Annotated in this window: 33 protein-coding genes and 1 tRNA gene; 32 read left to right on the top strand and 2 right to left on the bottom strand. The window is 60.2% G+C overall.

The window, feature by feature from the left end:
• Positions 1 to 133: 133 nt before the first annotated feature.
• Complete coding sequence (locus FYJ44_RS03980; protein ID WP_154509384.1) at positions 134 to 1,273, top strand: glycosyltransferase family 2 protein; 1,140 nt, start codon at positions 134 to 136, stop codon at positions 1,271 to 1,273.
• Here the strand turns inward: FYJ44_RS03980 and FYJ44_RS03975 are convergent.
• Entirely contained in the window at positions 1,267 to 2,634 is a 1,368-nt protein-coding gene (locus FYJ44_RS03975; protein WP_154509382.1) for a sensor domain-containing diguanylate cyclase, read from the bottom strand. The genes FYJ44_RS03980 and FYJ44_RS03975 overlap by 7 nt on opposite strands.
• Before the next feature lie 27 nt (positions 2,635 to 2,661).
• Entirely contained in the window at positions 2,662 to 4,023 is a 1,362-nt protein-coding gene (locus tag FYJ44_RS03970) for a response regulator (protein ID WP_154509380.1), read from the bottom strand.
• 808 nt (positions 4,024 to 4,831) lie between these two features.
• Here FYJ44_RS03970 and rpsJ point away from each other — a divergent pair.
• The 31 genes from rpsJ to FYJ44_RS03815 all read left to right on the top strand — a co-directional run bounded on the left by rpsJ (position 4,832) and on the right by FYJ44_RS03815 (position 20,722).
• Positions 4,832 to 5,149: a 30S ribosomal protein S10 gene (gene rpsJ / locus FYJ44_RS03965; protein ID WP_154509378.1), complete on the top strand. Its 318-nt coding sequence runs from the start codon at positions 4,832 to 4,834 to the stop codon at positions 5,147 to 5,149.
• Positions 5,150 to 5,161: 12 nt separating this feature from the next.
• Positions 5,162 to 5,791 carry a 50S ribosomal protein L3 gene (gene rplC, locus FYJ44_RS03960; protein WP_154509376.1) on the top strand — a complete coding sequence of 210 codons (630 nt, stop codon included), beginning with the start codon at positions 5,162 to 5,164 and terminating at the stop codon, positions 5,789 to 5,791.
• Positions 5,792 to 5,801: 10 nt separating this feature from the next.
• Complete coding sequence (gene rplD / locus FYJ44_RS03955; protein ID WP_154509374.1) at positions 5,802 to 6,437, top strand: 50S ribosomal protein L4; 636 nt, start codon at positions 5,802 to 5,804, stop codon at positions 6,435 to 6,437.
• A 1-nt stretch (position 6,438) separates the two neighbouring features.
• Complete coding sequence (gene rplW, locus FYJ44_RS03950; protein ID WP_154509372.1) at positions 6,439 to 6,729, top strand: 50S ribosomal protein L23; 291 nt, start codon at positions 6,439 to 6,441, stop codon at positions 6,727 to 6,729.
• A 2-nt stretch (positions 6,730 to 6,731) separates the two neighbouring features.
• Entirely contained in the window at positions 6,732 to 7,580 is an 849-nt protein-coding gene (gene rplB, locus FYJ44_RS03945; protein WP_154509370.1) for a 50S ribosomal protein L2, read from the top strand.
• Between the two features lie 9 nt (positions 7,581 to 7,589).
• Positions 7,590 to 7,874 carry a 30S ribosomal protein S19 gene (gene rpsS / locus FYJ44_RS03940; RefSeq protein WP_022656149.1) on the top strand — a complete coding sequence of 95 codons (285 nt, stop codon included), beginning with the start codon at positions 7,590 to 7,592 and terminating at the stop codon, positions 7,872 to 7,874.
• 9 nt (positions 7,875 to 7,883) lie between these two features.
• Positions 7,884 to 8,222, top strand: a complete 339-nt coding sequence (rplV, locus tag FYJ44_RS03935; RefSeq protein ID WP_008685838.1) for a 50S ribosomal protein L22 — start codon at positions 7,884 to 7,886, stop codon at positions 8,220 to 8,222.
• Positions 8,223 to 8,225: 3 nt separating this feature from the next.
• The gene (rpsC, locus tag FYJ44_RS03930; protein ID WP_154509368.1) at positions 8,226 to 8,867 is read left to right on the top strand and encodes a 30S ribosomal protein S3; all 642 of its coding nucleotides are present in this window, start codon (positions 8,226 to 8,228) and stop codon (positions 8,865 to 8,867) included.
• Positions 8,867 to 9,280 (top strand): 50S ribosomal protein L16, encoded by a 414-nt coding sequence (gene rplP, locus FYJ44_RS03925; protein ID WP_154509367.1) that lies wholly within the window; start codon positions 8,867 to 8,869, stop codon positions 9,278 to 9,280. Before rpsC ends, rplP begins: the two co-directional genes overlap by 1 nt.
• On the top strand, positions 9,281 to 9,511 hold the full coding sequence (gene rpmC / locus FYJ44_RS03920) for a 50S ribosomal protein L29 (RefSeq protein ID WP_154509365.1): 231 nt from the start codon (positions 9,281 to 9,283) through the stop codon (positions 9,509 to 9,511). It abuts the gene before it with no gap.
• 2 nt (positions 9,512 to 9,513) lie between these two features.
• Positions 9,514 to 9,777, top strand: coding sequence for a 30S ribosomal protein S17 (gene rpsQ, locus FYJ44_RS03915; RefSeq protein ID WP_008685834.1), 264 nt, complete (start codon positions 9,514 to 9,516; stop codon positions 9,775 to 9,777).
• A 9-nt stretch (positions 9,778 to 9,786) separates the two neighbouring features.
• The gene (gene rplN / locus FYJ44_RS03910; protein ID WP_008685833.1) at positions 9,787 to 10,155 is read left to right on the top strand and encodes a 50S ribosomal protein L14; all 369 of its coding nucleotides are present in this window, start codon (positions 9,787 to 9,789) and stop codon (positions 10,153 to 10,155) included.
• A 9-nt stretch (positions 10,156 to 10,164) separates the two neighbouring features.
• On the top strand, positions 10,165 to 10,497 hold the full coding sequence (rplX, locus tag FYJ44_RS03905) for a 50S ribosomal protein L24 (protein ID WP_008685832.1): 333 nt from the start codon (positions 10,165 to 10,167) through the stop codon (positions 10,495 to 10,497).
• A gap of 9 nt (positions 10,498 to 10,506) precedes the next feature.
• The gene (gene rplE, locus FYJ44_RS03900) at positions 10,507 to 11,046 is read left to right on the top strand and encodes a 50S ribosomal protein L5 (RefSeq protein ID WP_154509363.1); all 540 of its coding nucleotides are present in this window, start codon (positions 10,507 to 10,509) and stop codon (positions 11,044 to 11,046) included.
• Positions 11,047 to 11,057: 11 nt separating this feature from the next.
• Positions 11,058 to 11,243 carry a type Z 30S ribosomal protein S14 gene (locus tag FYJ44_RS03895; RefSeq protein ID WP_008685830.1) on the top strand — a complete coding sequence of 62 codons (186 nt, stop codon included), beginning with the start codon at positions 11,058 to 11,060 and terminating at the stop codon, positions 11,241 to 11,243.
• A 106-nt stretch (positions 11,244 to 11,349) separates the two neighbouring features.
• Positions 11,350 to 11,730, top strand: coding sequence for a 30S ribosomal protein S8 (gene rpsH, locus FYJ44_RS03890; protein ID WP_008685829.1), 381 nt, complete (start codon positions 11,350 to 11,352; stop codon positions 11,728 to 11,730).
• Positions 11,731 to 11,740: 10 nt separating this feature from the next.
• A complete protein-coding gene (gene rplF / locus FYJ44_RS03885) occupies positions 11,741 to 12,280 on the top strand; it encodes a 50S ribosomal protein L6 (RefSeq protein WP_154509361.1) in 540 nt (179 codons plus the stop codon).
• 10 nt (positions 12,281 to 12,290) lie between these two features.
• Positions 12,291 to 12,650, top strand: coding sequence for a 50S ribosomal protein L18 (rplR, locus tag FYJ44_RS03880; protein WP_154509359.1), 360 nt, complete (start codon positions 12,291 to 12,293; stop codon positions 12,648 to 12,650).
• A gap of 1 nt (position 12,651) precedes the next feature.
• Entirely contained in the window at positions 12,652 to 13,173 is a 522-nt protein-coding gene (rpsE, locus tag FYJ44_RS03875) for a 30S ribosomal protein S5 (protein ID WP_154509357.1), read from the top strand.
• A 2-nt stretch (positions 13,174 to 13,175) separates the two neighbouring features.
• The gene (gene rpmD, locus FYJ44_RS03870) at positions 13,176 to 13,352 is read left to right on the top strand and encodes a 50S ribosomal protein L30 (protein ID WP_154509355.1); all 177 of its coding nucleotides are present in this window, start codon (positions 13,176 to 13,178) and stop codon (positions 13,350 to 13,352) included.
• A 21-nt stretch (positions 13,353 to 13,373) separates the two neighbouring features.
• Complete coding sequence (gene rplO, locus FYJ44_RS03865) at positions 13,374 to 13,838, top strand: 50S ribosomal protein L15 (RefSeq protein WP_154509353.1); 465 nt, start codon at positions 13,374 to 13,376, stop codon at positions 13,836 to 13,838.
• 120 nt (positions 13,839 to 13,958) lie between these two features.
• On the top strand, positions 13,959 to 15,272 hold the full coding sequence (gene secY / locus FYJ44_RS03860) for a preprotein translocase subunit SecY (protein ID WP_154509351.1): 1,314 nt from the start codon (positions 13,959 to 13,961) through the stop codon (positions 15,270 to 15,272).
• An 18-nt stretch (positions 15,273 to 15,290) separates the two neighbouring features.
• The gene (gene map / locus FYJ44_RS03855) at positions 15,291 to 16,085 is read left to right on the top strand and encodes a type I methionyl aminopeptidase (RefSeq protein WP_154509349.1); all 795 of its coding nucleotides are present in this window, start codon (positions 15,291 to 15,293) and stop codon (positions 16,083 to 16,085) included.
• A 106-nt stretch (positions 16,086 to 16,191) separates the two neighbouring features.
• Positions 16,192 to 16,305 carry a 50S ribosomal protein L36 gene (gene rpmJ / locus FYJ44_RS03850; protein ID WP_005027799.1) on the top strand — a complete coding sequence of 38 codons (114 nt, stop codon included), beginning with the start codon at positions 16,192 to 16,194 and terminating at the stop codon, positions 16,303 to 16,305.
• A 15-nt stretch (positions 16,306 to 16,320) separates the two neighbouring features.
• Entirely contained in the window at positions 16,321 to 16,689 is a 369-nt protein-coding gene (rpsM, locus tag FYJ44_RS03845) for a 30S ribosomal protein S13 (RefSeq protein WP_287704537.1), read from the top strand.
• Between the two features lie 43 nt (positions 16,690 to 16,732).
• Positions 16,733 to 17,122: a 30S ribosomal protein S11 gene (rpsK, locus tag FYJ44_RS03840; protein ID WP_008685806.1), complete on the top strand. Its 390-nt coding sequence runs from the start codon at positions 16,733 to 16,735 to the stop codon at positions 17,120 to 17,122.
• Between the two features lie 47 nt (positions 17,123 to 17,169).
• A complete protein-coding gene (gene rpsD / locus FYJ44_RS03835) occupies positions 17,170 to 17,796 on the top strand; it encodes a 30S ribosomal protein S4 (RefSeq protein ID WP_154509347.1) in 627 nt (208 codons plus the stop codon).
• Positions 17,797 to 17,807: 11 nt separating this feature from the next.
• On the top strand, positions 17,808 to 18,851 hold the full coding sequence (locus tag FYJ44_RS03830) for a DNA-directed RNA polymerase subunit alpha (protein WP_154509345.1): 1,044 nt from the start codon (positions 17,808 to 17,810) through the stop codon (positions 18,849 to 18,851).
• Entirely contained in the window at positions 18,841 to 19,323 is a 483-nt protein-coding gene (gene rplQ / locus FYJ44_RS03825; RefSeq protein ID WP_154509343.1) for a 50S ribosomal protein L17, read from the top strand. Before FYJ44_RS03830 ends, rplQ begins: the two co-directional genes overlap by 11 nt.
• A gap of 100 nt (positions 19,324 to 19,423) precedes the next feature.
• Complete coding sequence (gene selD / locus FYJ44_RS03820) at positions 19,424 to 20,482, top strand: selenide, water dikinase SelD (RefSeq protein ID WP_154509341.1); 1,059 nt, start codon at positions 19,424 to 19,426, stop codon at positions 20,480 to 20,482.
• Between the two features lie 156 nt (positions 20,483 to 20,638).
• Positions 20,639 to 20,722, top strand: a tRNA-Leu gene (locus FYJ44_RS03815).
• Positions 20,723 to 20,816: the final 94 nt, after the last annotated feature.

The raw sequence follows: 20,816 nt of genomic DNA, 5'->3' as shown, positions 1-20,816 counted from the left end.
AAGCCGCCAACTTCGGCGCTTAACAGCGCAAATAACTTGCGCTTACGCCTTCGTGGCGGACGGCTGCTCTCGCAGCCGCCAGGGCAAGTTTAAAGTAAACTTGCTCTAAAGCCGCTTGAGGGGAGGCACGCACTTGTACTACGCCTGCATCTGCGCCATCGCCAAGGACGAGACGCCTCATCTGCGTGAATGGGTGTTGCACCACTTTTCCGCGGGCTTCGAGCACATCGTGCTCTATGATAACGGCAGCGTGGAGCCTGTCTCGCGGACGCTGTCGGATCTGGCCGCCGCCGGGCTGGTGACGGTCATTGATTTTCCGGTTCGTGAGGCTCCGCAACTTTCAGCCTATTTTCACTGCCTGCGCACGTGGAAGGACCGCAGCCGCTGGCTGGCCTTCATTGATATTGATGAATTCGTGCTGCCGCTGGCCCGCCATGACGTGCGGGAGCTGCTGGAAGACTATGAAGCCTTCGCCGGTCTGGCCGCGCACTGGATGATATTCGGCTCCGACGGGCATCTGCGCAGGCCGGCGGTCGGCGTGACGGGCAGTTATACCCGCAGCCTGGGCCTCCATCATCATGTCAAAAGTCTGGTGCAGCCGCGCTGGACGCTCAAACCCGTGTCGCCGCACCACTTCGCTTACGCGGAGGGGCGCTTTTGCGTCAATGAGGATCGCGTGCCCGTGCCGGCGGCCTCCTCCTATCCCGTGGCGGAAAAAATCCGCATCAATCATTATTTTTACAAGTCACAGCAGGATTTTGAGGAAAAGATGCGACGCGGTCTGGCGACCGCCGTGCGCGACGCCACGGGCCGGACCCTGGAGGATTTTTATCGTCAGAGCCGCCAAAGCGGCGTGCCCGATACGGCCATCGCGCCTTTTCTGCCCGCCCGGAAATCCCTCAGCCGTTTGCCGCCCAAGGAGCTTGCCGCCGTGGTGACGCAATACTGCGCCAGCGGCCCGGAGGAAGAAATTGCGGCCATCGCGTCTCTGGCCCAGTCCGGCGACATGGCGCGGGCGCTCCGGCGTTACGCCCGGCTGCGCCGCTATCACGCTACGCCCCTGGCGCTGACGCTGGGAGCCAACCTGCACTTCATGCGGGATGAAACGGAAAAAGGCCTGGAACTGCTGGGCGAAGCACTGTTCGCCGCAAGCGGGGACGCGACCCTTCAGACCTGGATTTATGAAGAAATCGGACGCTGCTACGGCCGCCTGCGAAAAACGGAAAAGGCCGAGGCCTTAAAGCGTTTTCTGCAGAGCGCTGCCCGTCATTGAGTGGCCGTCGCGGGCGGAACCGGCCTGAGTTCCCGGTTCCGGTCATGGTAATGGCGGCGCTTGTCCTCATACATGCGTTTGTCGGCAAGGCGGGCCATCTCGGACGGGCTGGCCTCGCTTTTTTTCCAGACGCTGCCCAGCGCCAGAGCCCCGGGATACAGGTTTTCGGCCTCTGCGCGCATGGAGCGAAGCTTTTTTTTGAAAAGTTGCGCGGAAATGCCCCGGCAGATGATGACGAACTCATCGCCGCCGATGCGAAAGAGCTCTTCCTTGCTGAAATGCCGGGCGAAGACTTCGCTCATGCGTTTGAGAAAGATGTCCCCCGCCGTATGCCCCTCGCGGTCATTGAGCGATTTCAGACCGTTGAGATCCACAAAGGCCACGCCTGTCTCGGCGTTTTCAGCGCTTTCCAGCTCGCTCAAAAGCCGCATGTAACTGTGGCGGTTGCCCACTCCGGTGAGGCTGTCATACTGGCTCAGAAACAGAATATTGCTTTCCATACGCTGTTTTTTCTGTTCCATGGTCACAAAATAGGACAGGGACCAGAGCAGGGAAAGATCCTCCCCCAAGTGCCGGGGATTGTCCACGCCGATGAAACCGCTGGCGACGCCGTCCACGTTCAGTTGCGAGATCATCAGACTTCTGATCTCCTGCATCTTCAAAATATCGTAGGTCTGCGGAAAATTCTCCCTGATCTCTTCCAGATCCCGGATGACAATGCTTTGCTCGGGACCCAGAAATGTTTTCCAATCGGGAAGAAGGTCCAGGGACAGGTCCTGCAGCTTGTCTTTCTGTGGCGCAACGCCCTCGGCGCACCATTCATGCGTATTGCTGCAAAAAACCTCATCCCGTTCGCCACTTGTATATTCGAAGACATAGGCCCGGTCGGCCTGATGGATCCGTCCCAGGATGCGCAGAATAATATTGATGGCTTCATTGAAGGTCGGGGCGGTATAGAAGGTGCGCACGCAGTCCACCAGAGCGCGCTGCATTTCCAGCTTGTCCTTGATGGCGCGACTGGTGTTTTCTTTGTCCGTGATGTCCACGGCCACTTCCATGCGCACGGTTTTACCCCGCCAGTCCACCAACTTGTCTTTGAGCAGGTAATGCCGCCCGGTGATGGGATTGGTATGTTCCCAGACGTGAAAGAATTCCCTGACCAACAGATGGTTGGTGCAGAACGGGCATGGTTCGTCTCTGCCCTGAAGGACGCGGTAACAGGCCTGACCCACGACGTCGCCGGGGCCGAACAGTTTTTTGCCGCGCTCATTGATGTAGAGCACCTCGCAGGTTTGCATGTCCACGAGGTAGATCAACGCGTCGAGTTGCTCCACAAGATATTGGGCGAAAGAAGTGCTCATGCGGAATCCGCTGTCAAAAGGCGCCCGTTAGCCGCCGGCACGTTTGAGTCCGTCCCTGGCCGCGGGAAAATCGGGCCGCAGTTGGAGAGCCAGCCGAAAAAACTGGGTCGCCCGTTCCCGGTCTTTGGACTGAAGGAAGACCGCGCCGAAATTGTACGCGATATTGGGGCTGGCGTTGGGAATTTCCGGGTTGAGGTCCACAGCTTTGAGCAGATTGGCTTTGGCCTGCAAAAAGTCGCCGCCTTCGGCGAAGGCCATCCCTATATTGTAATAAATATTTTCATCTTCGGGCGCGATCTTGATGGCCCGCTTGTATTCGATGATGGCGTCTTTCCAGCGGCCCTGCTTGCGCAGGCTGATGCCCAGCTGGTTGAAGAGCATGATGTCGCCCTTGGAAAGATACTTGCCTTTGACTTCCAGACTGTTACGCAGAAATTTTTCAGCCTTGACCGGGTCGCTGTCGGCATAGATGGCCGCGATGCGGCCGGAAAGGGCGCTGATGCCGTCCATAGCTTCCTTAGTAATCTGGGCCATGGCCTTGTCAAAGAGTTCCTCGGCCTTTTCCGGCTCACCCATGGCCAAGTGGATTTCCCCCAGGCTCACCTTGCGGTTGACGTTGAGCGGCGAGATGGCGTCGAGTTTCTGCAGATAGCGCAACTGGGACTGCCGGTCGCCCAGCTCCTCGTACATCTCGGCCAGACGTTGCAGAGGCGCGAGATAGAGGTCGGCGGACTTGGCCGCCGTCTCATAAGCGATGCGCGCTTTTTCATAATCCTGCATGGCGCGTTGCGTATCGCCTATGACCAGATAAGCCGCCGCGCTGCCGGGTTTAAGCGCCAGGATTTTCTGGCAGGCGGCCAGAGCTTCGGCGTATTTTCCCTGGGCCAGAAAAGATTTGGCCAGATCGATGGCCTGCCCGAGCTTGCTCTGAGGCTTGAGCGTGAAGGCCATTTTTTCGATCAGCGTGTTCACGGACACCGGCTTGGCAATGAAGTTATCCGCGCCCACTTCGTGCAGCAGCATGAGCCGGTCGCGCTGCACGTCGGTGGTCAGAATAATGATCCGCAGTTTGTTGTAAGCCTGCTTGATCTGGTTGACCAGAAAACTGAGATCCTGGCCGCCCATGATCCGCTCCAGAAAGAGAATCGGTGCCGGATGTTTGGGGGTCACTTCGCGCAGCACGCGCAACAGCTGGTGCGGGTCGGACAGGGCCGTGAGCATGTTCGGGGAGGAGAGGCCCAGCTCTTTGGCCAGGGTCAGCCGCAACTGGGTGGTAAAGGCCTGGTCGTCGCTGAGCACGATGACGTGGCCGTCTTCCTTGCCCATATAGTGGATGACCGTGTCTTCATAAAGATTCTGTTTGGCCTTGAGCGCCGGATCAATAGGCATGTGCCGCTCCTGCTGTCGCAGATAAAATGATCTGTAATGTTTGTAAAGATTGTCGTGCATGGGGAAGCGCGCTTGGATTTCCCCCGGGAAAGCCGGCTGGGCAAGGCAGGCTGCGTCAGATGCAAGCAATAGTTTTTATCGATTACATGTAGTCGCCGCCCCCCGCCTTGTCAAGCGATACGCCGGTGTGATTATGAATACGGCGTATTGCCCGCCGAAAAAAAATTTGAAAAAGCCTTGACGTCAGGCTGTCTTTTGGCTAAAACCAGCACCGCTTCAACGGATTCTTGTCCGGCGAAGCGTCCCTGGACGGCAGGGAAGGGCAGGTTGAGCCTGTCCTGCTGCGCCCGGAAGCGACCGGATGCCGCTATGGCTCCTTTCCGCAACGGGCTTTGACATTCGCAGGCGTTACCAAATGCCGGACAATGTCGAGCCGTTCCAGCCCGAGGACGGACCCCACGTAGGCCAGAGCCGACGTGACCCGGGGCTGTAAGGTGTTGGGGGTAATCCCCATTTGGTGACCCTGCGGGACCGCCGCGCCGCCGTTTTCATCGGCGGCCAGGCCTGGGCTGCGCCGGGGAGCATCACACGGATGATGCCGGATCGCCCAGGCGTCCATCATCTTCCGAATTCCTGATTTCAGGTGTGATGCGCGCGCGTTTCGCGCAGCCCCTTACGTCGCCTCGTTCCGTCCGTCACCAGGGTGTGGTGGCCTTCGGGCCGTGCTTCATGGCCCGCGTATGCTGTGAAGGAGCCCGCGCCGGGCCATGTGGCTGCGCGGGATGTTTTTGCAAACGGAGTAGGCACAATGACAACTGTTAGCAGTGATCGCATTCGGATCAAGCTCAAAGCCTACGATTACCGCATTCTGGATAAGGCCGTTGCGGAAATCGTGGATACGGCGCGCAATACCGGTGCCGGTGTGGCGGGGCCCATTCCCCTGCCCACCAACATTCATAAGTACACCGTTCAGCGCTCCGTGCATGTGAACAAAAAGTCCCGTGAGCAGTTTGAAATGCGCATCCACAAGCGGCTTATGGATATCCTGGAACCCACGCAGCAGACCGTCGACGCGCTGGGCAAGCTCTCCTTGCCCGCCGGTGTGGACGTGGAAATCAAGCTCTAGCGAGAGGCAGTCATGGCTGAGAAATTGGGAATTTTGGGTCGCAAGCTTGGTATGACCCGCATCTTCGCCGGTGACGGCGCCGCCGTGGCCGTGACGGTCATTGAGGCCGGGCCCTGCCCCGTCACCCAGGTCAAGACCGTGGAAAAGGACGGCTACAACGCCCTGCAGATCGCACTGACCGAGGCCAAGGAAAAGCATGTGGGCAAAGCCATGCGCGGCCACTTCGCCAAGGCCGGTGCCGGACTTTTCCGCCACACGCGCGAAATCCGCCTTTCGGGCGCGCCCGAGCAGCAGCCCGGCCAGCAGCTCACCGTGGACATCTTCGCCGCCGGCGAAGTGGTCAAGGTGACCGGCAAGAGCGTGGGCAAGGGCTACCAGGGCCGTATGCGCCGCTGGAATTTCGCCGGCTCCAAAGATACGCACGGCTGCGAAAAGGTGCACCGCAACAATGGTTCGGTAGGTAACAACACCTTCCCCGGCCACGTCTTCAAGGGACGTAAGATGGCGGGCCATTGGGGCAATGAAACCGTGACGGAAATGGGCCTTCTGATCGTGGGCGTGCGTCCCGAGGACAACGTCATTCTGGTCAAAGGTTCCGTGCCCGGCCCCAAGAACGGGCTGGTGCTGATCCGCAAGCAGTAGGGGAAGCAACATGGCTACCGTGAAAGTATATGACCAGAACAAGCAGGAAAGCGGCGAAGTGACGCTGGCTTCCGACGTGTTCGAAATCGAGGTGAGGCCCGAAATCCTCAATCTCGTGGTGCGCGCCCAGATGGCGGCCAAACGCGCGGGCACGCACAATGCCAAGACTCGCGCGTTCGTCTCCGGCGGCGGCGTCAAGCCCTGGAAGCAGAAGGGCACCGGCCGGGCCCGCTCCGGCTCCAACCGTTCGCCCGTGTGGCGCGGCGGCGCCGTCATCTTCGGACCCAGCCCGCGCGATTACGGCTTCAAGGTCAACAGCAAGGTGCGCGCTCTTGCCCTTAAGATGGCCCTGTCGAGCCGTCTGGCTGGCGAAAGCCTGCTGGTGGTCAAGGGCATTGAGCTGCCCGAAGCCAAAACCAAACATTTTGCCAAGGTGGCTGGCGCGCTCGGTCTCAGCAAGGCGCTTATCGTGGCGCCCGAGGACAACGAGACCCTGAGCCGCTCGGCCCGCAACATCCCCGGCCTGACCCTGACCACGCCCGACCGCCTGAGCGTGCTGGAAGTCCTTAAGCACAAGCAGCTTGTGCTTCTGGAGGGGGCCGTGGAATCTGTTCAGGCGCGCTTTGCCGGAAAGAAGGGGGCTTAAGATGGAATCGACCTATGTTCTGCTCAAGCCCCTGCTGACGGAAAAAACGACCCTGCTCAAGGATGAGGCGCAACAGGTGGCCTTTTATGTCCACCCCAAAGCCAACAAGATCGAGATCAAGCAGGCGGTGGAAAAGGCTTTTGACGTGAAAGTGGAAGCGGTCAACGTGGTGCGCCGCGCCCCCTCCGTGAGGGAGCGCCAGGGCCGCGTGGTGGGCCGCAAGCCCGGCTGGAAGAAAGCGTATGTGACGCTGCGCCAGGGCGATAAAATCGAGTTCTTCGAGGGAGTGTAATCATGGCTGTCCGTAAGCTGAAACCGACCTCCGCGGGGCGTCGCTTCCAGACGGTTTCCGACTTTGAGGAAATCACCCGGACGCGCCCTGAGAAGTCGCTCACCGAAGGTCTGCCCAAGAAGGCCGGCCGCAACAATCGGGGCCGCGTCACCAGCCGTCGTCGCGGCGGCGGCGTCAAGCGTCTGTACCGCATCATCGACTTCAAGCGGGACAAGACCGGCATTGAAGCCACCGTGGCGCACATTGAATATGATCCCAACCGCACGGCCCGCATCGCGCTGCTGCACTATGCGGACGGCGAAAAGCGCTACATCCTCGCGCCCGTGGGCTTGAACCAGGGCGACGTGGTGATGAGCGGCGTCAACGGCCGCAGCGGCGAAAGCGCCGACATCAAGCCCGGCAACGCGCTGGAAATGGCCCGCATTCCCGTGGGTACCGTGATCCACAACGTGGAGCTTTATCCCGGCAAGGGCGGCCAGCTCTGCCGCGCCGCCGGCACCTATGCCCAGCTTGTGGCCAAGGAAGGCAAATACGCCCTGCTGCGCCTGCCCTCGGGCGAAGTGCGCAAGGTGCTGGCCTCCTGCGTGGCGACTGTGGGCCAGGTGGGCAACATCCACCACGAAAACATCTCGCTGGGCAAAGCCGGCCGCAACCGCTGGCTGGGCCGTCGCCCACAGGTGCGCGGCGTGGCCATGAACCCCATCGACCATCCGCTGGGCGGCGGTGAAGGCAGAAGCTCCGGCGGCCGCCATCCTGTGTCGCCGTGGGGCATGCCCGCCAAGGGTTACAAGACCCGTGACAAGAAGAAAGCCTCTTCCCGGCTGATCATCAAACGCCGCGGCCAGAAGTAGGAGTAGCTCATGCCGAGATCATTGAAAAAAGGGCCGTTCGTGGACGGTCATTTGATGAAAAAGGTCGACAGCGCGGTGGCCAACAGCGACCGCCGCGTGCTCAAGACCTGGTCGCGCCGCTCGACCATCCTGCCGGAAATGGTGGGACTGACCTTTGCGGTGCACAATGGCAAGAAGTTTGTGCCGGTGTTCGTCACCGAAAACATGGTGGGTCACAAGCTGGGCGAATTCTCGCCCACCCGCACTTTCCATGGGCACGCCGCCGACAAAAAGGCCAAGGCCGGCAAGAAGTAGGGTAACATTATGGAATCGAAAGCTATTGCGAAGTTCCAGCGCGTTTCGCCGCGCAAGACCCGGCTTGTGGCCAAGAACGTGCAGGGCCTCGGGGTTGAGGAAGCCATGAATCTTCTGCGCTTCACCCCCAACAAGCCCGCGGGCGTGCTCTTCGGCGTGCTCAAAAGCGCGCTGGCCAATGCCTCGCAGCTGGGCGGCGTGGACGTGGACGCCATGGTGGTGAAGGAAATCGTGGTCAACGAGGGCCCTTCCTGGAAGCGCTTCATGCCCCGTGCTCAGGGCCGGGCCAGCAAGATTCACAAGCGCACCAGCCACATCACCGTCATACTCGCAGAAGGGCAGGAATAGGCTATGGGTCAGAAAGTACATCCGTTCGGCTTCCGGCTTGGGTATAACAAGAACTGGCAGTCCCGCTGGTTCAGCAAGAAGGAATATCCTGCCTTTGTCTACGAAGACAGCAAGATCCGCGCGTTCGTCAAAAAGCTCCTCTATCATGCGGGGCTTGCCAAGATCGAAATAGAACGCGCCGGCGGCAAAGTGCGCCTGATTCTTTCCACGGCCCGCCCCGGTATCGTCATCGGCCGCAAAGGCGTGGAAATTGAAAAATTGCGTGGGGATTTGCGCCAGAAATTCGGGCGCGAGTTCTCCTTGGAAGTGAATGAAATCCGCCGTCCCGAAGTGGACGCCCAGCTTGTGGCCGAAAACATCGCCCAGCAGCTGGAGCGCCGCGTGGCCTTCCGGCGCGCCATGAAGCGCACCGTGTCCATGGCTCGCAAGTTCGGCGGCGAAGGCATCAAGGTGACCTGCGCCGGCCGCTTGGCCGGGGCCGAAATCGCCCGTACCGAATGGTACCGCGACGGCCGTGTGCCCTTGCAGACCCTGCGCGCCGACATTGATTACGGCTTTGCCGAGGCGCGTACCACCTATGGCATCATCGGTGTCAAGGTGTGGATCTACAAGGGTGAAATCCTTGACAAAGAGGTTGAACAATAATGCTTGCCCCCAAGAAAGTTAAATTCCGCAAATGGCAGAAGGGCCGTCTGCGCGGGCTGGCTACGCGCGGCGCCTCCATTGCCTTTGGCGACATCGGCCTGAAGGCCGTGCAGCACGGACATCTGTCCAGCCAGCAGATCGAGGCCGCCCGTATCGCCATGATGCGCCACATCAAGCGCGGCGGCAAAGTCTGGATCCGTGTTTTCCCGGACCGCCCGGTCACCGCCAAGCCTCTGGAAACCCGTCAGGGCTCCGGCAAAGGCGCTCCGGTGGGCTGGTGCGCCCCGGTCAAGCCCGGCCGCGTGCTCTATGAAATCAAGGGCGTCAGCCTTGAACTGGCCCGCGAGGCGCTGACCCGCGCCGCGCACAAGCTGCCCGTCAAGACCGTGATCGTGGTGAGGGAGGGCTTCTAAATGGCTGCCAAGAAGAAAAGCGACAAGGCCGTCCGCGACGCCGCCAAGGTTCTGCGCGATATGAGCGCGGAAGAGCTGCGCGGCAAGCTGGCCGAGCAGCGGCAGGAACTGATGAACGCCCGTTTCAAGCACGCCGCGGCGCAGCTTGAGAAGACTTCCGAGCTGAAAGCCATGCGGAAGCAGGTGGCGCGCATCGAGACCGTGTTGAACGAAAAGGAACAGAGGGCCTGAAAATGCAAGCTCTGGAAGAACGCAAGGGCAGAACGCTGACCGGCATTGTGGTGAGCGACAAGAACGACAAAACCATTGTCGTGCGCGTTGAGACCCTGGTCAAGCACCCTCTGCTCAAAAAGTATGTGAGGCGCCGCAAGAAGTTCACGGCTCATGATCCCATGAACGAATGCGGTATGGGCGACAAGGTCAAAATTGTGGAGTTCCGCCCCATGTCGCGCAACAAGCGCTGGCATCTGGTCTCCATCATTGAAAAAGCCGTGTAGGGTAGTGCCATGATCCAGGTAGAATCGACGCTTCAGGTGGCCGACAATTCCGGCGCCAAAAAGGTGGCCTGCATCAAGGTGCTGGGCGGTTCGCACCGCCGTTACGCCTCGGTGGGCGACATCATCATGGTCTCCGTCAAGGAAGCCATGCCCCACAGCAAGGTGAAAAAGGGCGACGTGATGAAGGCAGTCATCGTGCGCACCGCCAAGGAAGTGCGGCGCATGGACGGCAGCTACATCAAGTTCGACGGCAATGCCGCCGTGCTGCTCTCCAATCAGGGCGAGCCGGTGGGCACGCGCATCTTCGGCCCTGTGGCCCGCGAGCTGCGCGCCCAGAACTTCATGAAAATTATTTCCCTTGCCCCGGAAGTGCTTTAGGAGATCGTCATGAAAACGTATCGCATCCGCAAGGACGACAAGGTGATGGTGATCACCGGCAAGGACGCGGGCAAGATCGGCAAGGTGCTCAAGATCCTGCGCAAGAAGGATCGCGTGCTGGTGGAAAAGACCAATATGGCCAAGCGCCACATGCGTCCCAACCCCTACGCCCAGCAGCCCGGCGGCATCGTGGAAAAGGAAATGCCCATCCATGTCTCCAACGTCATGGTGGTCTGCTCGGCGTGCGGCAAAGCCACCAAGGTGGGCTATAAGTACATCGAGTCCGAAGGCAAGCAAAAGAAAGTGCGCTTCTGCAAAAAGTGCAACGAAGTCATGGAATAAGGTGATACGATGACACGCCTTGAAAAGATATATAGAGAGAAAGTGGTTCCGGTGTTGCAGAAGGAGTTTAATTACACCTCCTCCATGCAGCTGCCCGGAATTGAAAAAATCTCTCTGAACATCGGCCTTGGCGCCGCCACCCAGAACAACAAGGTCATGGAAGAAGCGGTGGCGGAACTGACCGCCATTGCCGGCCAGAAAGCTGTGGTGACCCGCGCCAAGAAATCCATTGCCGCTTTCAAGCTGCGCGAAGGCATGCCCATCGGCGCTCGCGTCACCCTGCGCAAGGACCGCATGTGGGACTTCTTGGACAAGCTCATGAACTTCGCCCTGCCCCGGGTGCGCGACTTTCGCGGCATCCCTGACCGCGGTTTTGACGGTCGCGGCAATTTTACCTTGGGCATCAAGGAACACACCATCTTTCCCGAGCTGGAAATCGATCGTGTGGAAAATCCCAAGGGCATGAACATTACCATTGTCACTTCGGCGGCCACGGACAAGGAAGGCAAGTTCCTTCTGGACCAGTTGGGCATGCCGTTCCGTAAATAGGAGTTTGCCGTATGTCCCGTACTTCGCTGGAAGTGAAGGCCAAACGTAAGCCCAAGTTCAGTGCGCGCGCGTATAACCGTTGCCCGCTCTGCGGCCGCTCCCGCGCCTTTTTGCGTCAGTTCGGCATCTGCCGTATCTGCTTCCGCAACATGGCCCTGCGCGGCGAACTGCCGGGCGTGCGCAAGTCGAGCTGGTAAAGCATTTCCGGACGCTGGCGCGTCCGGGCGGCGCGGCTGATCCGCGCCTGCGGGAAGTGGCGGCATAGGGCCGTCAACCCCGCGTCTAACCTCTCAGGAGCTTTCGATGTTGACAGATCCCATTGCGGATATGCTGACCCGCATCCGCAACGCACATTTGGCCCTGCACAAGGAAGTGAATGTGCCGCGCTCGAAGATGAAGGAATCGTTAGCCGCCATCCTCAAGCAGGAAGGTTACGTCGAAGACGTGGCCGTGGCCGACAGTACCATCACCATTACCCTCAAGTACCTGAAGGGCAAGCCCGTCATTTCGGGCCTGAAGCGCGTGAGCACCCCGGGCCGCCGGGTGTACGTGAATTCGCGTCAGATTCCCAAGGTGCAGAACGGCCTCGGTATTTGCATTCTGTCCACGTCCAGCGGCGTGCTGGACGGCATGACCGCCCACGAGAAGAAAGTGGGCGGCGAACTTCTGTGTGAAATCTGGTAGGCGGTGCGTTATGTCTCGCATAGGTAAACTGCCCATTCCCGTTCCCAATGGCGTTGAAGTCAAGATCGGAACGGATGTTGTGGAAGTGAAAGGCCCCAAGGGCTCGCTGAGCACGCCTGTCTGCTCTCTGCTCAAGTATGAGCTGGCTGACGGACATGTGACATTGACCCGCCTCGAAGAAACCCGTGAGAGCCGCTCGCAGCACGGTTTGCGCCGCACGCTGCTGGCCAACTGCATCGACGGCGTGACCAAGGGTTTTTCCAAGGCTCTGGAAGTCATCGGCGTGGGCTATCGCGTGGCCGTGAAGGGCAATATCATTGAGCTGGCCGTAGGCTATTCCCATCCCGTTGTGGTGGAAATGCCCGCCGGCATCAAGGCCGCCGTGGAAGGCCAGGTGTTGACCATCAGCGGTCTGGACAAGGAACTGGTAGGCGAAATGGCCGCCAGGATCCGCCGCATCCGCAAGCCCGAACCTTACAAGGGCAAGGGCATCAAGTACGTGACCGAGACCATCCGCCGCAAGGTGGGCAAGTCCGGCGGCAAGAAGTAGGGGCTGCGTCATGAGTTATAACAAGAATGAATCCCGTCAGCGCCGCAAGATCCGCATCCGCAAAAAGGTCAACGGCACGGCTGAACGTCCGCGTCTTGTGGTCTACAGGTCCAACCTGCATATTTACGCCCAGATCGTGAACGATCTGGAAGGCGCGACCATGGTGTCCGCCTCCACCCTGAGCCTGTCCAAAACCGAACCCGGCCTGCACTGCAACAAGAGCGGCGCCGAACGCGTGGGCAAGGAAATCGCCCGCTTGGCCAAGGAAAAGAATATCAGCAAAGTGGTATTCGATCGCAACGGGTATATTTATCACGGTCGCGTTAAAGCCGTAGCCGACGGTGCCCGCGAAGGCGGCTTGGAGTTCTAATATGCGTCAGGATAGCTCGAACAATAGCGAAACCCAGCAGAACGAACTGGGTGAAATCGAAAAGATCGTTTCCCTCAACCGTGTGGCCAAAGTGGTCAAGGGCGGTCGCCGTTTCAGCTTCAGCGCCCTGGTGGTGGTGGGCGACGGCAAGGGCGGCGTGGGCTTCGGCCTGGGCAAGGCCCAAGAAGTGCCCGAAGCCCTGCGCAAGGCCACCGAGCGCGCGCGTAAAAACCGCGTGCAGGTGCCCTTGGTCGAAGGAACCCTGCCGTATGAGGTGCTGGGTCGCTTCGGCGCGGGCCGCGTCATGCTCAAACCCGCCTCGGAAGGTACCGGCATCATCGCCGGCGGCGCCGTGCGCGCCGTGATGGAAGCCGTGGGCGTGCGCGACGTGCTGGCCAAGGCCATCGGCACCAACAATCCGCATAACGTGCTTCGCGCCACCATACAGGGTCTGGTTTCCCTGCGCAGCGCCGAGGATGTTTCGGCCCTGCGCGGCAAGAAGCTGGAAGCCCCGAGGAAGTAGCCATGACGGAAATCAAGGTCAAACTCATGCGCTCGCGCATCGGCACCACGCCGGCCCAGCGCAAACTGCTGGACTCTCTTGGCCTCAAGTGTCGCGAGATGGTCAAGACGTTCAAGGACACCCCGGCCATCCGGGGCATCATCGCCAAAGTTTCGCACCTTGTGGCCGTCGTGGACTAACGGCCGCGCGAGGAGTATACTATGCAACTGCACAATCTCTTTCCCTTTCCGGAAGAGCGCAAGACCCGCCGCAGGGTGGGCCGGGGCGGCGGCTCCGGGCTGGGCGGCACGTCGGGCAAAGGTCACAAAGGCCAGAATGCCCGTGCCGGCGGCGGCGTGCGTCCCGGTTTTGAGGGCGGCCAGATGCCCCTGCAACGCCGTCTGCCCAAACATGGTTTCAAAAATGCGCCCTTCAAGGTGACCTACGACGTGATCAATCTGGATATGCTGATCCAGGCTTTTGACGGCAAGGACTGCATCACTCTGGACGACATCTACGCCCGTGGTCTGGCCCGCATGGGCGCGCCGGTGAAAATCCTTTCGCGTGGTGATCTGAAGTCCGCCCTCAAGGTGGAGGCTCACAAGTTCAGCCAGGCCGCGGCGGAAAAAATCCGCCAGGCCGGCGGCGAAGTCACCGAGCTGGAAGCGGCCCCGGCGGCCGAATAATCCCGGGCCGCGCGAGCGGCCGGAACGGAATATTGCGGCGTCATAGCCCGCCGCGCGCGGCGGGCTATGACGTTTACGCGCATACGGCGCCCTTGGGCGCGCAAACGCAACGAGTTTTTCATGGCAGTTGGATCGGCAAACAATATGGCGGGCCAGCCCGCCCTGGCCAAACGCCTGGGCTGGACCTTCCTGATTTTGTGCTGCTACCGGATCGGCGTGCATGTGCCTGTGCCCGGCGTGGACGCCGCGGCCTTGGCTTCTTTCTTTGAAAGTATGTCCGGCACCCTGTTCAGTCTCTTCGACATGTTCTCGGGCGGCGGCCTGCGCAATGTTTCCGTGTTCGCGCTGGGCGTCATGCCGTACATCTCGGCGTCCATCATCATGCAGCTTTTGCAGGTGGTCAGCCCGGACGTCAAGCGCATGGCCAAGGAAGAAGGGCAGGCGGGCCGCCGCAAGATCACCCAGTACACCCGCTACCTCACCGTGCTGATTACACTGGTGCAGGGACTGGGCATCGCCGTTGGGCTGGAGAATATGACCAGCCCGGCGGGCACGCCCATTGTACTCAATCCGGGTTGGCATTTCCGCTTGGTGACCATGGCGACCTTCACGGCCGGTTCGGTGCTGGTCATGTGGCTGGGTGAACAGATCACCGAGCGCGGCATCGGCAACGGCATTTCGCTGATTATCTTCTGCGGCATCGTGGTGGGTATCCCGCGTGGCGTCATCCAGTCCGTGGCCCTGATTCAAGCTGGCGACATGAGCATTTTCATGGCGGTCGTCATCTTGGCCTTCATGGCCGCGGTAACGGTCTGCATCGTCTTTGTGGAACGGGCGCAGCGGCGCATTCCCATCAGTTACGCCAAGCGTCAGGTGGGCCGCAAAATGTTCGGCGGGCAGAACTCGCATCTGCCCCTGCGGCTGAACACGGCGGGCGTTATTCCGCCCATTTTCGCCTCCTCGCTGCTGCTCTTCCCGGCCACTATCGGGCAGTTTTCCACCAACGAGTATGTGAAGCAGGCGGCGGAGCTCTTTTCGCCCCACGGTTTTCTGTACAATGTCATCTATGTGGCCCTGATGTTCTTCTTCTGCTATTTCTACACGGCCATCATCTTTGATCCCAAGGATATGTCCGAAAATCTGAAGAAGGCCGGCGGTTTCATTCCCGGCATCCGTCCGGGCGAAAAGACTCAGGAATACATTGATACCGTGCTTTCGCGTCTGACCCTTTCGGGCGCGGTGTACATCTCCATCGTCTGTCTGCTGCCCATGCTTCTGATCAGCAACTTCAACGTGCCGTTCTACTTCGGCGGCACCAGTCTGCTGATTCTTGTGGGCGTGGCCATGGACTTCATGAATCAGGTTGAATCGCACATGATCTCAAGTCAGTACCAGGGCTTGATGCAGAAGGCGCGCAAGGGCGGAAAGGCATAAGCGCGCGGGACAAGGGCAATGAAGAAATATCACGGCGCATTCATCAAAAATGAACGGGAAGTGGGCTGCCTGCGGGAAGCCAACCGCATGGTCGCCAACATACTGGACGCCGTGGGCGATATGGTGGCGCCCGGTTTGCCCACCATGCGCCTGGAAGAACTGGCGCGCGACATGTGCGCCGATTACAAGGTGAAACCGGCTTTTCTCGGTTACTACGACTATCCCTTCGCCATCTGTTGTTCGGTCAACGAGCAGGTGGTGCACGGTTTTCCCTCCGCGCGGCTGCTCCAGGAGGGGGATATCGTCAGCGTTGACATGGGGGTGGTTTACGAAGGCTTTGTGGGCGACGCCGCACGCACCTACCCTGTGGGACAGGTGAGCGACGAGGCCCGACGGCTGATGCGGGTGACTGAGGAAAGTCTTTACGTGGGCATTGAACAGGCGCGGGCCGGTAACGATGTCTATGCCATCGGCGCCGCCGTGCAGGACTATGTGGAGGCCGCCGGTTTCAATGTGGTGCGTCGTTTCGTGGGCCACGGTGTGGGCGCGAAGATGCACGAAAAACCGGAGGTGCCCAACTTCAGACCCGGCATGCATGGGCTGACCCTGCAGAACGGGATGGTCATCGCCATTGAACCCATGGTGACGGCCGGAACCTATGAAGTGGACATCCTGGACGACAAATGGACCGCTGTGACCCGCGACGGCCTATGGGCCGCGCACTTTGAACACAGCGTGGCGATCACCCCGGAAGGGCCGAGAATCCTGAGCGTTTCGGATCGAGGTCTGAACCGGCACACAATTGATGGTTGACAGAATAGGCAAAGATAGATAAAGATGCCTGTTCCTGCCCCGAAATAGCCGGGGCCGTCAGGACGGGCCGTCACAACGGCCAAACGGCTATCAGTGGAGATATGCGATGAAAGTCAGACCTTCCGTCAAGAAAATATGCCCCAAGTGCAAAGTGATCCGGCGCAAGGGAGTGCTTCGAGTTATCTGCGAAAACCCCCGGCACAAGCAGCGCCAGGGCTAGGGCAGGAGACATATTGTGGCGAGAATAGCAGGTGTTGATTTGCCGCGCGGCAAACGGGTGGATATTGCGCTTACCTACATTTACGGCATCGGCCGCACCACGGCCCTGAAGATCCTTGACTCCACCGGCGTCAACTGGGAGCGCAACATTGATGAGCTCTCCGCTGACGAAGTGAACGAGATCCGCAAGGAGCTCGAACAGAACTACAAGGTGGAAGGCGATCTGCGCCGCGAAATTTCGGGCAACATCAAGCGGCTGATGGACATCGGCTGCTTCCGCGGGCTGCGCCATCGTCGCGGCCTGCCCGTGCACGGCCAGCGCACCCACACCAACGCGCGCACCCGCAAGGGCCCGCGCCGCGGCGCTGTGGGCAAGAAAAAGTAGGCGTGCTCATTTACTCGTTTTTTAGCCAGATTGAGGGATAATCATGGCCAGACCCAAGAAAGCGGTCAAGAAAAAGGAAAAGAAGAACGTGCCCGTGGGCATTGCCCACATCCAGGCTTCGTTCAACAATACCATCATCACCTTTACGGACACGCGCGGCAATGCCGTCTCCTGGGCCTCTTCGGGCCAGAGCGGCTTCAAAGGCTCGCGCAAGTCCACGCCTTTCGCCGCCCAGGTAGCCGCTGAAACCGCCGCCCGCAAGGCGCAGGACAACGGCATGCGGACCGTGGGCGTTTATGTGAAGGGTCCCGGCTCCGGCCGCGAGGCCGCCATGCGCGCTATTGCCGCCGTGGGTTTCCGGGTGGCTTTCATCCGTGACGTGACGCCCATCCCGCATAACGGCTGCCGGCCGCCCAAGCGCCGCCGCGTTTAGTTTTACGCTGCCCCGAGCAGCGCCGTACAAACGAAGAGGACTCATTCATGGCCAAATATACTGAAGCCAAATGCCGCATGTGCCGCCGCGAGGGCTGCAAGCTCTTCCTGAAGGGAGACCGTTGCTTTACCGACAAATGCGCTTATGATCGCCGTCCCTACGCCCCCGGCCAGCACGGCCGCGCGCGCAAGAAGGTCAGCGAATACGCGGTGCAGCTGCGGGAGAAGCAGAAGACCCGTCGCGCTTACGGCGTGCTGGAACACCAGTTCCACGGCTACTTTGAAAAAGCCGAAATGCAGAAGGGCGTTACCGGCACCAATCTGCTGGTCATTCTGGAGCGTCGGCTGGACAACGTGGTCTACCGTCTGGGCTTTGCCAACTCCCGCAACCAGGCTCGCCAGCTGGTGCGTCACGGCATCTTTACGCTGAACGGTCACAAGGTCACCATTCCCTCGCTGCAGGTGCGGGTGGGCGACACTCTGGAAGTGCCCGAAAAGAATCGTAAAATTCCTGTTCTGGCTGAAGCCCAGGAAGTGATCGCCCGTCGTGGCTGCCCCGGTTGGCTTGAAGCCGACGGAGCCGCTTTCAAGGGCACCGTAAAAGCCTTGCCGCAGCGCGATGATATTCAGTTCCCCGTCAACGAGCAGTTGATTGTCGAACTTTACTCGAAATAAGCGGGGGGCGCATGCTAATTAAACAAGGCGAACGCCTTATTAATGCGCGCAACTGGTCGGAGCTCGTGAAGCCCGACCAGATTTTGCGTGAGGAAGAGACGGCCAGCGGCACGCACGGCAAGTTTATTTGCGAACCTTTGGAGCGGGGCTACGGCACCACCATCGGTAACGCCATGCGGCGCGTCCTTCTGGCCTCCCTGCAAGGGGCGGCCTTTGTCTCGGTGAATATCACCGGCGTGCAGCATGAGTTCACGACCATTCACGGCGTTTTGGAGGACGTGACCGACGTCATCCTCAACCTCAAGCAGGTCCGCCTGCGCATGGATACGGACGAACCCCAGCGGCTGACCCTGCGCGTGGACCGGAAAGGCCCCGTAACCGCCGCCCAGATACAGACCAACCAGCATGTGGAGGTGCTCAACCCCGAGTTGCACATCGCCACCCTCACCGAGGATATTGAGCTGGAGATGGAGCTGGAGGCGCGCATGGGCAAGGGCTATGTGCCCGCCGACATGCACGAGGGCCTGTCCGAGGAAATCGGCCTGATCAAGCTGGATTCCAGCTTTTCGCCGGTGCGCAAGGTGGCCTATACCGTGGAGCAGGCCCGTGTGGGCCAGATGACCAACTATGACCGTCTGCTGCTGGAAGTCTGGACTGACGGTTCGCTTACGCCTGAAGACGCCATTGCCTACAGCGCCAAGATCATCAAGGACCAGATTTCGGTCTTTATCAATTTTGATGAGCGTGTTTCCGGCGATATGCGTCTGGGCAGCAGCGACGGCGGCGAAGTGAACGAGCATCTCTTCAAGAGCATTGACGATCTTGAACTCTCGGTGCGCGCCACCAACTGCCTGCGCAGCGCCAATATTGCCCTTGTGGGCGAACTGGTGCAGCGCTCCGAGGCCGAAATGCTCAAAACCAAGAATTTCGGTCGCAAGTCGCTGGATGAAATCAAAAGCGTTCTTTTGGACATGGGCCTTGACTTCGGCATGAAGGTCGACGCCTTCGACAAGAAATATCAGGAATGGAAAAGGAAGCAGCAAAATGAGGCATAGCAATTCCGGCAGGAAACTCTCGCGCACGCCCGCGCACCGTAAGGCCCTGTTGCACAATCTCGCCAAGGCGCTGCTGATCCACGGCAAAATCCGCACCACGGAGATGAAGGCCAAGGAATTGCGCCGGGTGGTGGAACCCCTGATTACGCTGGCCAAGCGTAATGATCTGCATTCCCGTCGTCTGGCCTACCGGGTGCTGAATGATCATGCCCTGGTCAAGCGTCTGTTTGATGAAATCGGCCCGCTGTTTGCTGGCGTGCCCGGCGGCTACACCCGCGTGCTCAAACTGGCCATGCCGCGCAAGGGCGACAACGCCCCCATGGCTGTCATTGAGCTGTCCCGTGCGGCTGAGCAGCCCGCTGACGCCAAGGGCGGCAAGGACAAGGCCGCTGAAGCGCCCGTCAAAGCCAAGCGCACCCGCAAGCCCAAAGTTGAAGAAGGGGCCGCGCAGGAAGAAAGTGCCGCCCAGTAGGGCGGAAGCGCAGCAGCTTTTGCGAAAGGGGGCCTACGAGCTCCCTTTCTGTTTATGAATCCGGGACGGGCTCACGTGCCGTCCGCAAGGGAGCGCCACCATGAAATTGTTGGAAAAAGCCCGCGCCGCCGGCTGAGCGGCCAAACTGGCTCCAGGGGCTCTGGAGCGGCTTTTGCGTGGCCTCGCGTCCGAAACCTCGCCCGAACTGGAAGCCAGGGTGCTGGCGGGCCGCGCCCCGAATGAGGACGCGGTGGTGCTGTCCGTTCCGGCGGGTAAGGCTCTGGTGCAGACGGTGGACATTCTTGCGCCCATCGTGAACGACGCCTTTACCTTTGGGCGCATCGCGGCGGCCAACGCCTTGTCCGACGTCTACGCTCTGGGGGGCGAGCCCTGGTGCGCCATGAACGTGGCCTGCTTTCCCCAGGCTCTGGCCGAGGACGATCCCGAGCATATTCTCAGCGACATTTTGCGCGGCGGCCAGTCCGCCCTGCTGGAGGCCGGAGCCGTTCCGGCCGGCGGCCATACCGTGCAGGATGACGAATTGAAGTACGGCCTGGCTGTGACCGGCATTATTGACCCCGCCCATATCGCGGTTAACAGCGGCCTGCGTCCGGGCCAGCGCCTGCTGCTGACCAAAGCTCTGGGCACCGGCATCCTGGCCACGGCGGTCAAGGCCCGCTGGGACGGCGCAGCTGAAAGCGAGGCCGAACTGGCGCGCTGCTGCGGCCGTCTGAACAAGGTGGGCGGCGCGGTCATACGCGAATTCCATTTGCCCGCCGCCACGGACATCACCGGCTTCGGGCTGGGCGGCCATGCCCTGGAAATGGCCTTGGCCTCGGAGGTCTGCGTGGCTCTGGATACGGCGGCCCTGCCGCTGCTGCCGCGCGTGCTCGACTATGCGCGCGACGGCCTGATTCCCGCGGGCAGCCATCTGAACCGCAAGCATTGGAGCTGTTCCACCCTGGTGGGAACAGACGTGGACGAATCTCTGGAAAGCGTGGTGTTTGACGCTCAGACCTCAGGCGGACTGCTGCTGGCCGTGCCGCCGGATCTGTTGGGCGCGGCGCGCGCCATGCTGGAGGCCGACGGAGATCTGGCCTGTGAAGTAGGGGAAGTGCTGCCGCCTCGGCGGGACGGCAAGGCCTTGTTGCTGCGCTGACAACAGCCCCTGGGAGCATATCCTTTCGCCCGCAAACCGCGGTGCCCGGAGCGCGGATTTTGCCCTAACCGGCACGGCTTTCACGGATTCCGTTCCTCCTTGACGGATTACCTTGGCTTGCGGCTGATGCTTAGCTATGCTATTAAAATTTGATTTGCGAGAGTGGCGGAATTGGTAGACGCACTGGACTTAGAATCCAGCACCTATGGTATGGGGGTTCAAGTCCCCCCTCTCGCACCAAAAGAAAAAATGGCGCTTGTGCGACCCTGGCAAAAGCCTCCCCGTTACGCCTTGAGCGTTTCAGAGGAGGCTTTTTACATGGCGTTTATCCTGT

Source organism: Desulfovibrio porci, from assembly GCF_009696265.1.
GTDB lineage: Bacteria > Desulfobacterota > Desulfovibrionia > Desulfovibrionales > Desulfovibrionaceae > Desulfovibrio > Desulfovibrio porci.
This window is presented reverse-complemented; position numbering and strand designations above follow the sequence as displayed.

What these genes read in the sequence shown, in the direction of transcription:
- FYJ44_RS03975 (WP_154509382.1), bottom strand. Translation starts at nt 2,634, where the DNA reads ATGAGCACTTCTTTCGCCCAATATCTTGTGGAGCAACTCGACGCGTTG.
- FYJ44_RS03970 (WP_154509380.1), bottom strand. Translation starts at nt 4,023, where the DNA reads ATGCCTATTGATCCGGCGCTCAAGGCCAAACAGAATCTTTATGAAGAC.
- rpsJ (WP_154509378.1), top strand. Translation starts at nt 4,832, where the DNA reads ATGACAACTGTTAGCAGTGATCGCATTCGGATCAAGCTCAAAGCCTAC.
- rplC (WP_154509376.1), top strand. Translation starts at nt 5,162, where the DNA reads ATGGCTGAGAAATTGGGAATTTTGGGTCGCAAGCTTGGTATGACCCGC.
- rplD (WP_154509374.1), top strand. Translation starts at nt 5,802, where the DNA reads ATGGCTACCGTGAAAGTATATGACCAGAACAAGCAGGAAAGCGGCGAA.
- rplW (WP_154509372.1), top strand. Translation starts at nt 6,439, where the DNA reads ATGGAATCGACCTATGTTCTGCTCAAGCCCCTGCTGACGGAAAAAACG.
- rplB (WP_154509370.1), top strand. Translation starts at nt 6,732, where the DNA reads ATGGCTGTCCGTAAGCTGAAACCGACCTCCGCGGGGCGTCGCTTCCAG.
- rpsS (WP_022656149.1), top strand. Translation starts at nt 7,590, where the DNA reads ATGCCGAGATCATTGAAAAAAGGGCCGTTCGTGGACGGTCATTTGATG.
- rplV (WP_008685838.1), top strand. Translation starts at nt 7,884, where the DNA reads ATGGAATCGAAAGCTATTGCGAAGTTCCAGCGCGTTTCGCCGCGCAAG.
- rpsC (WP_154509368.1), top strand. Translation starts at nt 8,226, where the DNA reads ATGGGTCAGAAAGTACATCCGTTCGGCTTCCGGCTTGGGTATAACAAG.
- rplP (WP_154509367.1), top strand. Translation starts at nt 8,867, where the DNA reads ATGCTTGCCCCCAAGAAAGTTAAATTCCGCAAATGGCAGAAGGGCCGT.
- rpmC (WP_154509365.1), top strand. Translation starts at nt 9,281, where the DNA reads ATGGCTGCCAAGAAGAAAAGCGACAAGGCCGTCCGCGACGCCGCCAAG.
- rpsQ (WP_008685834.1), top strand. Translation starts at nt 9,514, where the DNA reads ATGCAAGCTCTGGAAGAACGCAAGGGCAGAACGCTGACCGGCATTGTG.
- rplN (WP_008685833.1), top strand. Translation starts at nt 9,787, where the DNA reads ATGATCCAGGTAGAATCGACGCTTCAGGTGGCCGACAATTCCGGCGCC.
- rplX (WP_008685832.1), top strand. Translation starts at nt 10,165, where the DNA reads ATGAAAACGTATCGCATCCGCAAGGACGACAAGGTGATGGTGATCACC.
- rplE (WP_154509363.1), top strand. Translation starts at nt 10,507, where the DNA reads ATGACACGCCTTGAAAAGATATATAGAGAGAAAGTGGTTCCGGTGTTG.
- FYJ44_RS03895 (WP_008685830.1), top strand. Translation starts at nt 11,058, where the DNA reads ATGTCCCGTACTTCGCTGGAAGTGAAGGCCAAACGTAAGCCCAAGTTC.
- rpsH (WP_008685829.1), top strand. Translation starts at nt 11,350, where the DNA reads ATGTTGACAGATCCCATTGCGGATATGCTGACCCGCATCCGCAACGCA.
- rplF (WP_154509361.1), top strand. Translation starts at nt 11,741, where the DNA reads ATGTCTCGCATAGGTAAACTGCCCATTCCCGTTCCCAATGGCGTTGAA.
- rplR (WP_154509359.1), top strand. Translation starts at nt 12,291, where the DNA reads ATGAGTTATAACAAGAATGAATCCCGTCAGCGCCGCAAGATCCGCATC.
- rpsE (WP_154509357.1), top strand. Translation starts at nt 12,652, where the DNA reads ATGCGTCAGGATAGCTCGAACAATAGCGAAACCCAGCAGAACGAACTG.
- rpmD (WP_154509355.1), top strand. Translation starts at nt 13,176, where the DNA reads ATGACGGAAATCAAGGTCAAACTCATGCGCTCGCGCATCGGCACCACG.
- rplO (WP_154509353.1), top strand. Translation starts at nt 13,374, where the DNA reads ATGCAACTGCACAATCTCTTTCCCTTTCCGGAAGAGCGCAAGACCCGC.
- secY (WP_154509351.1), top strand. Translation starts at nt 13,959, where the DNA reads ATGGCAGTTGGATCGGCAAACAATATGGCGGGCCAGCCCGCCCTGGCC.
- map (WP_154509349.1), top strand. Translation starts at nt 15,291, where the DNA reads ATGAAGAAATATCACGGCGCATTCATCAAAAATGAACGGGAAGTGGGC.
- rpmJ (WP_005027799.1), top strand. Translation starts at nt 16,192, where the DNA reads ATGAAAGTCAGACCTTCCGTCAAGAAAATATGCCCCAAGTGCAAAGTG.
- rpsK (WP_008685806.1), top strand. Translation starts at nt 16,733, where the DNA reads ATGGCCAGACCCAAGAAAGCGGTCAAGAAAAAGGAAAAGAAGAACGTG.
- rpsD (WP_154509347.1), top strand. Translation starts at nt 17,170, where the DNA reads ATGGCCAAATATACTGAAGCCAAATGCCGCATGTGCCGCCGCGAGGGC.
- FYJ44_RS03830 (WP_154509345.1), top strand. Translation starts at nt 17,808, where the DNA reads ATGCTAATTAAACAAGGCGAACGCCTTATTAATGCGCGCAACTGGTCG.
- rplQ (WP_154509343.1), top strand. Translation starts at nt 18,841, where the DNA reads ATGAGGCATAGCAATTCCGGCAGGAAACTCTCGCGCACGCCCGCGCAC.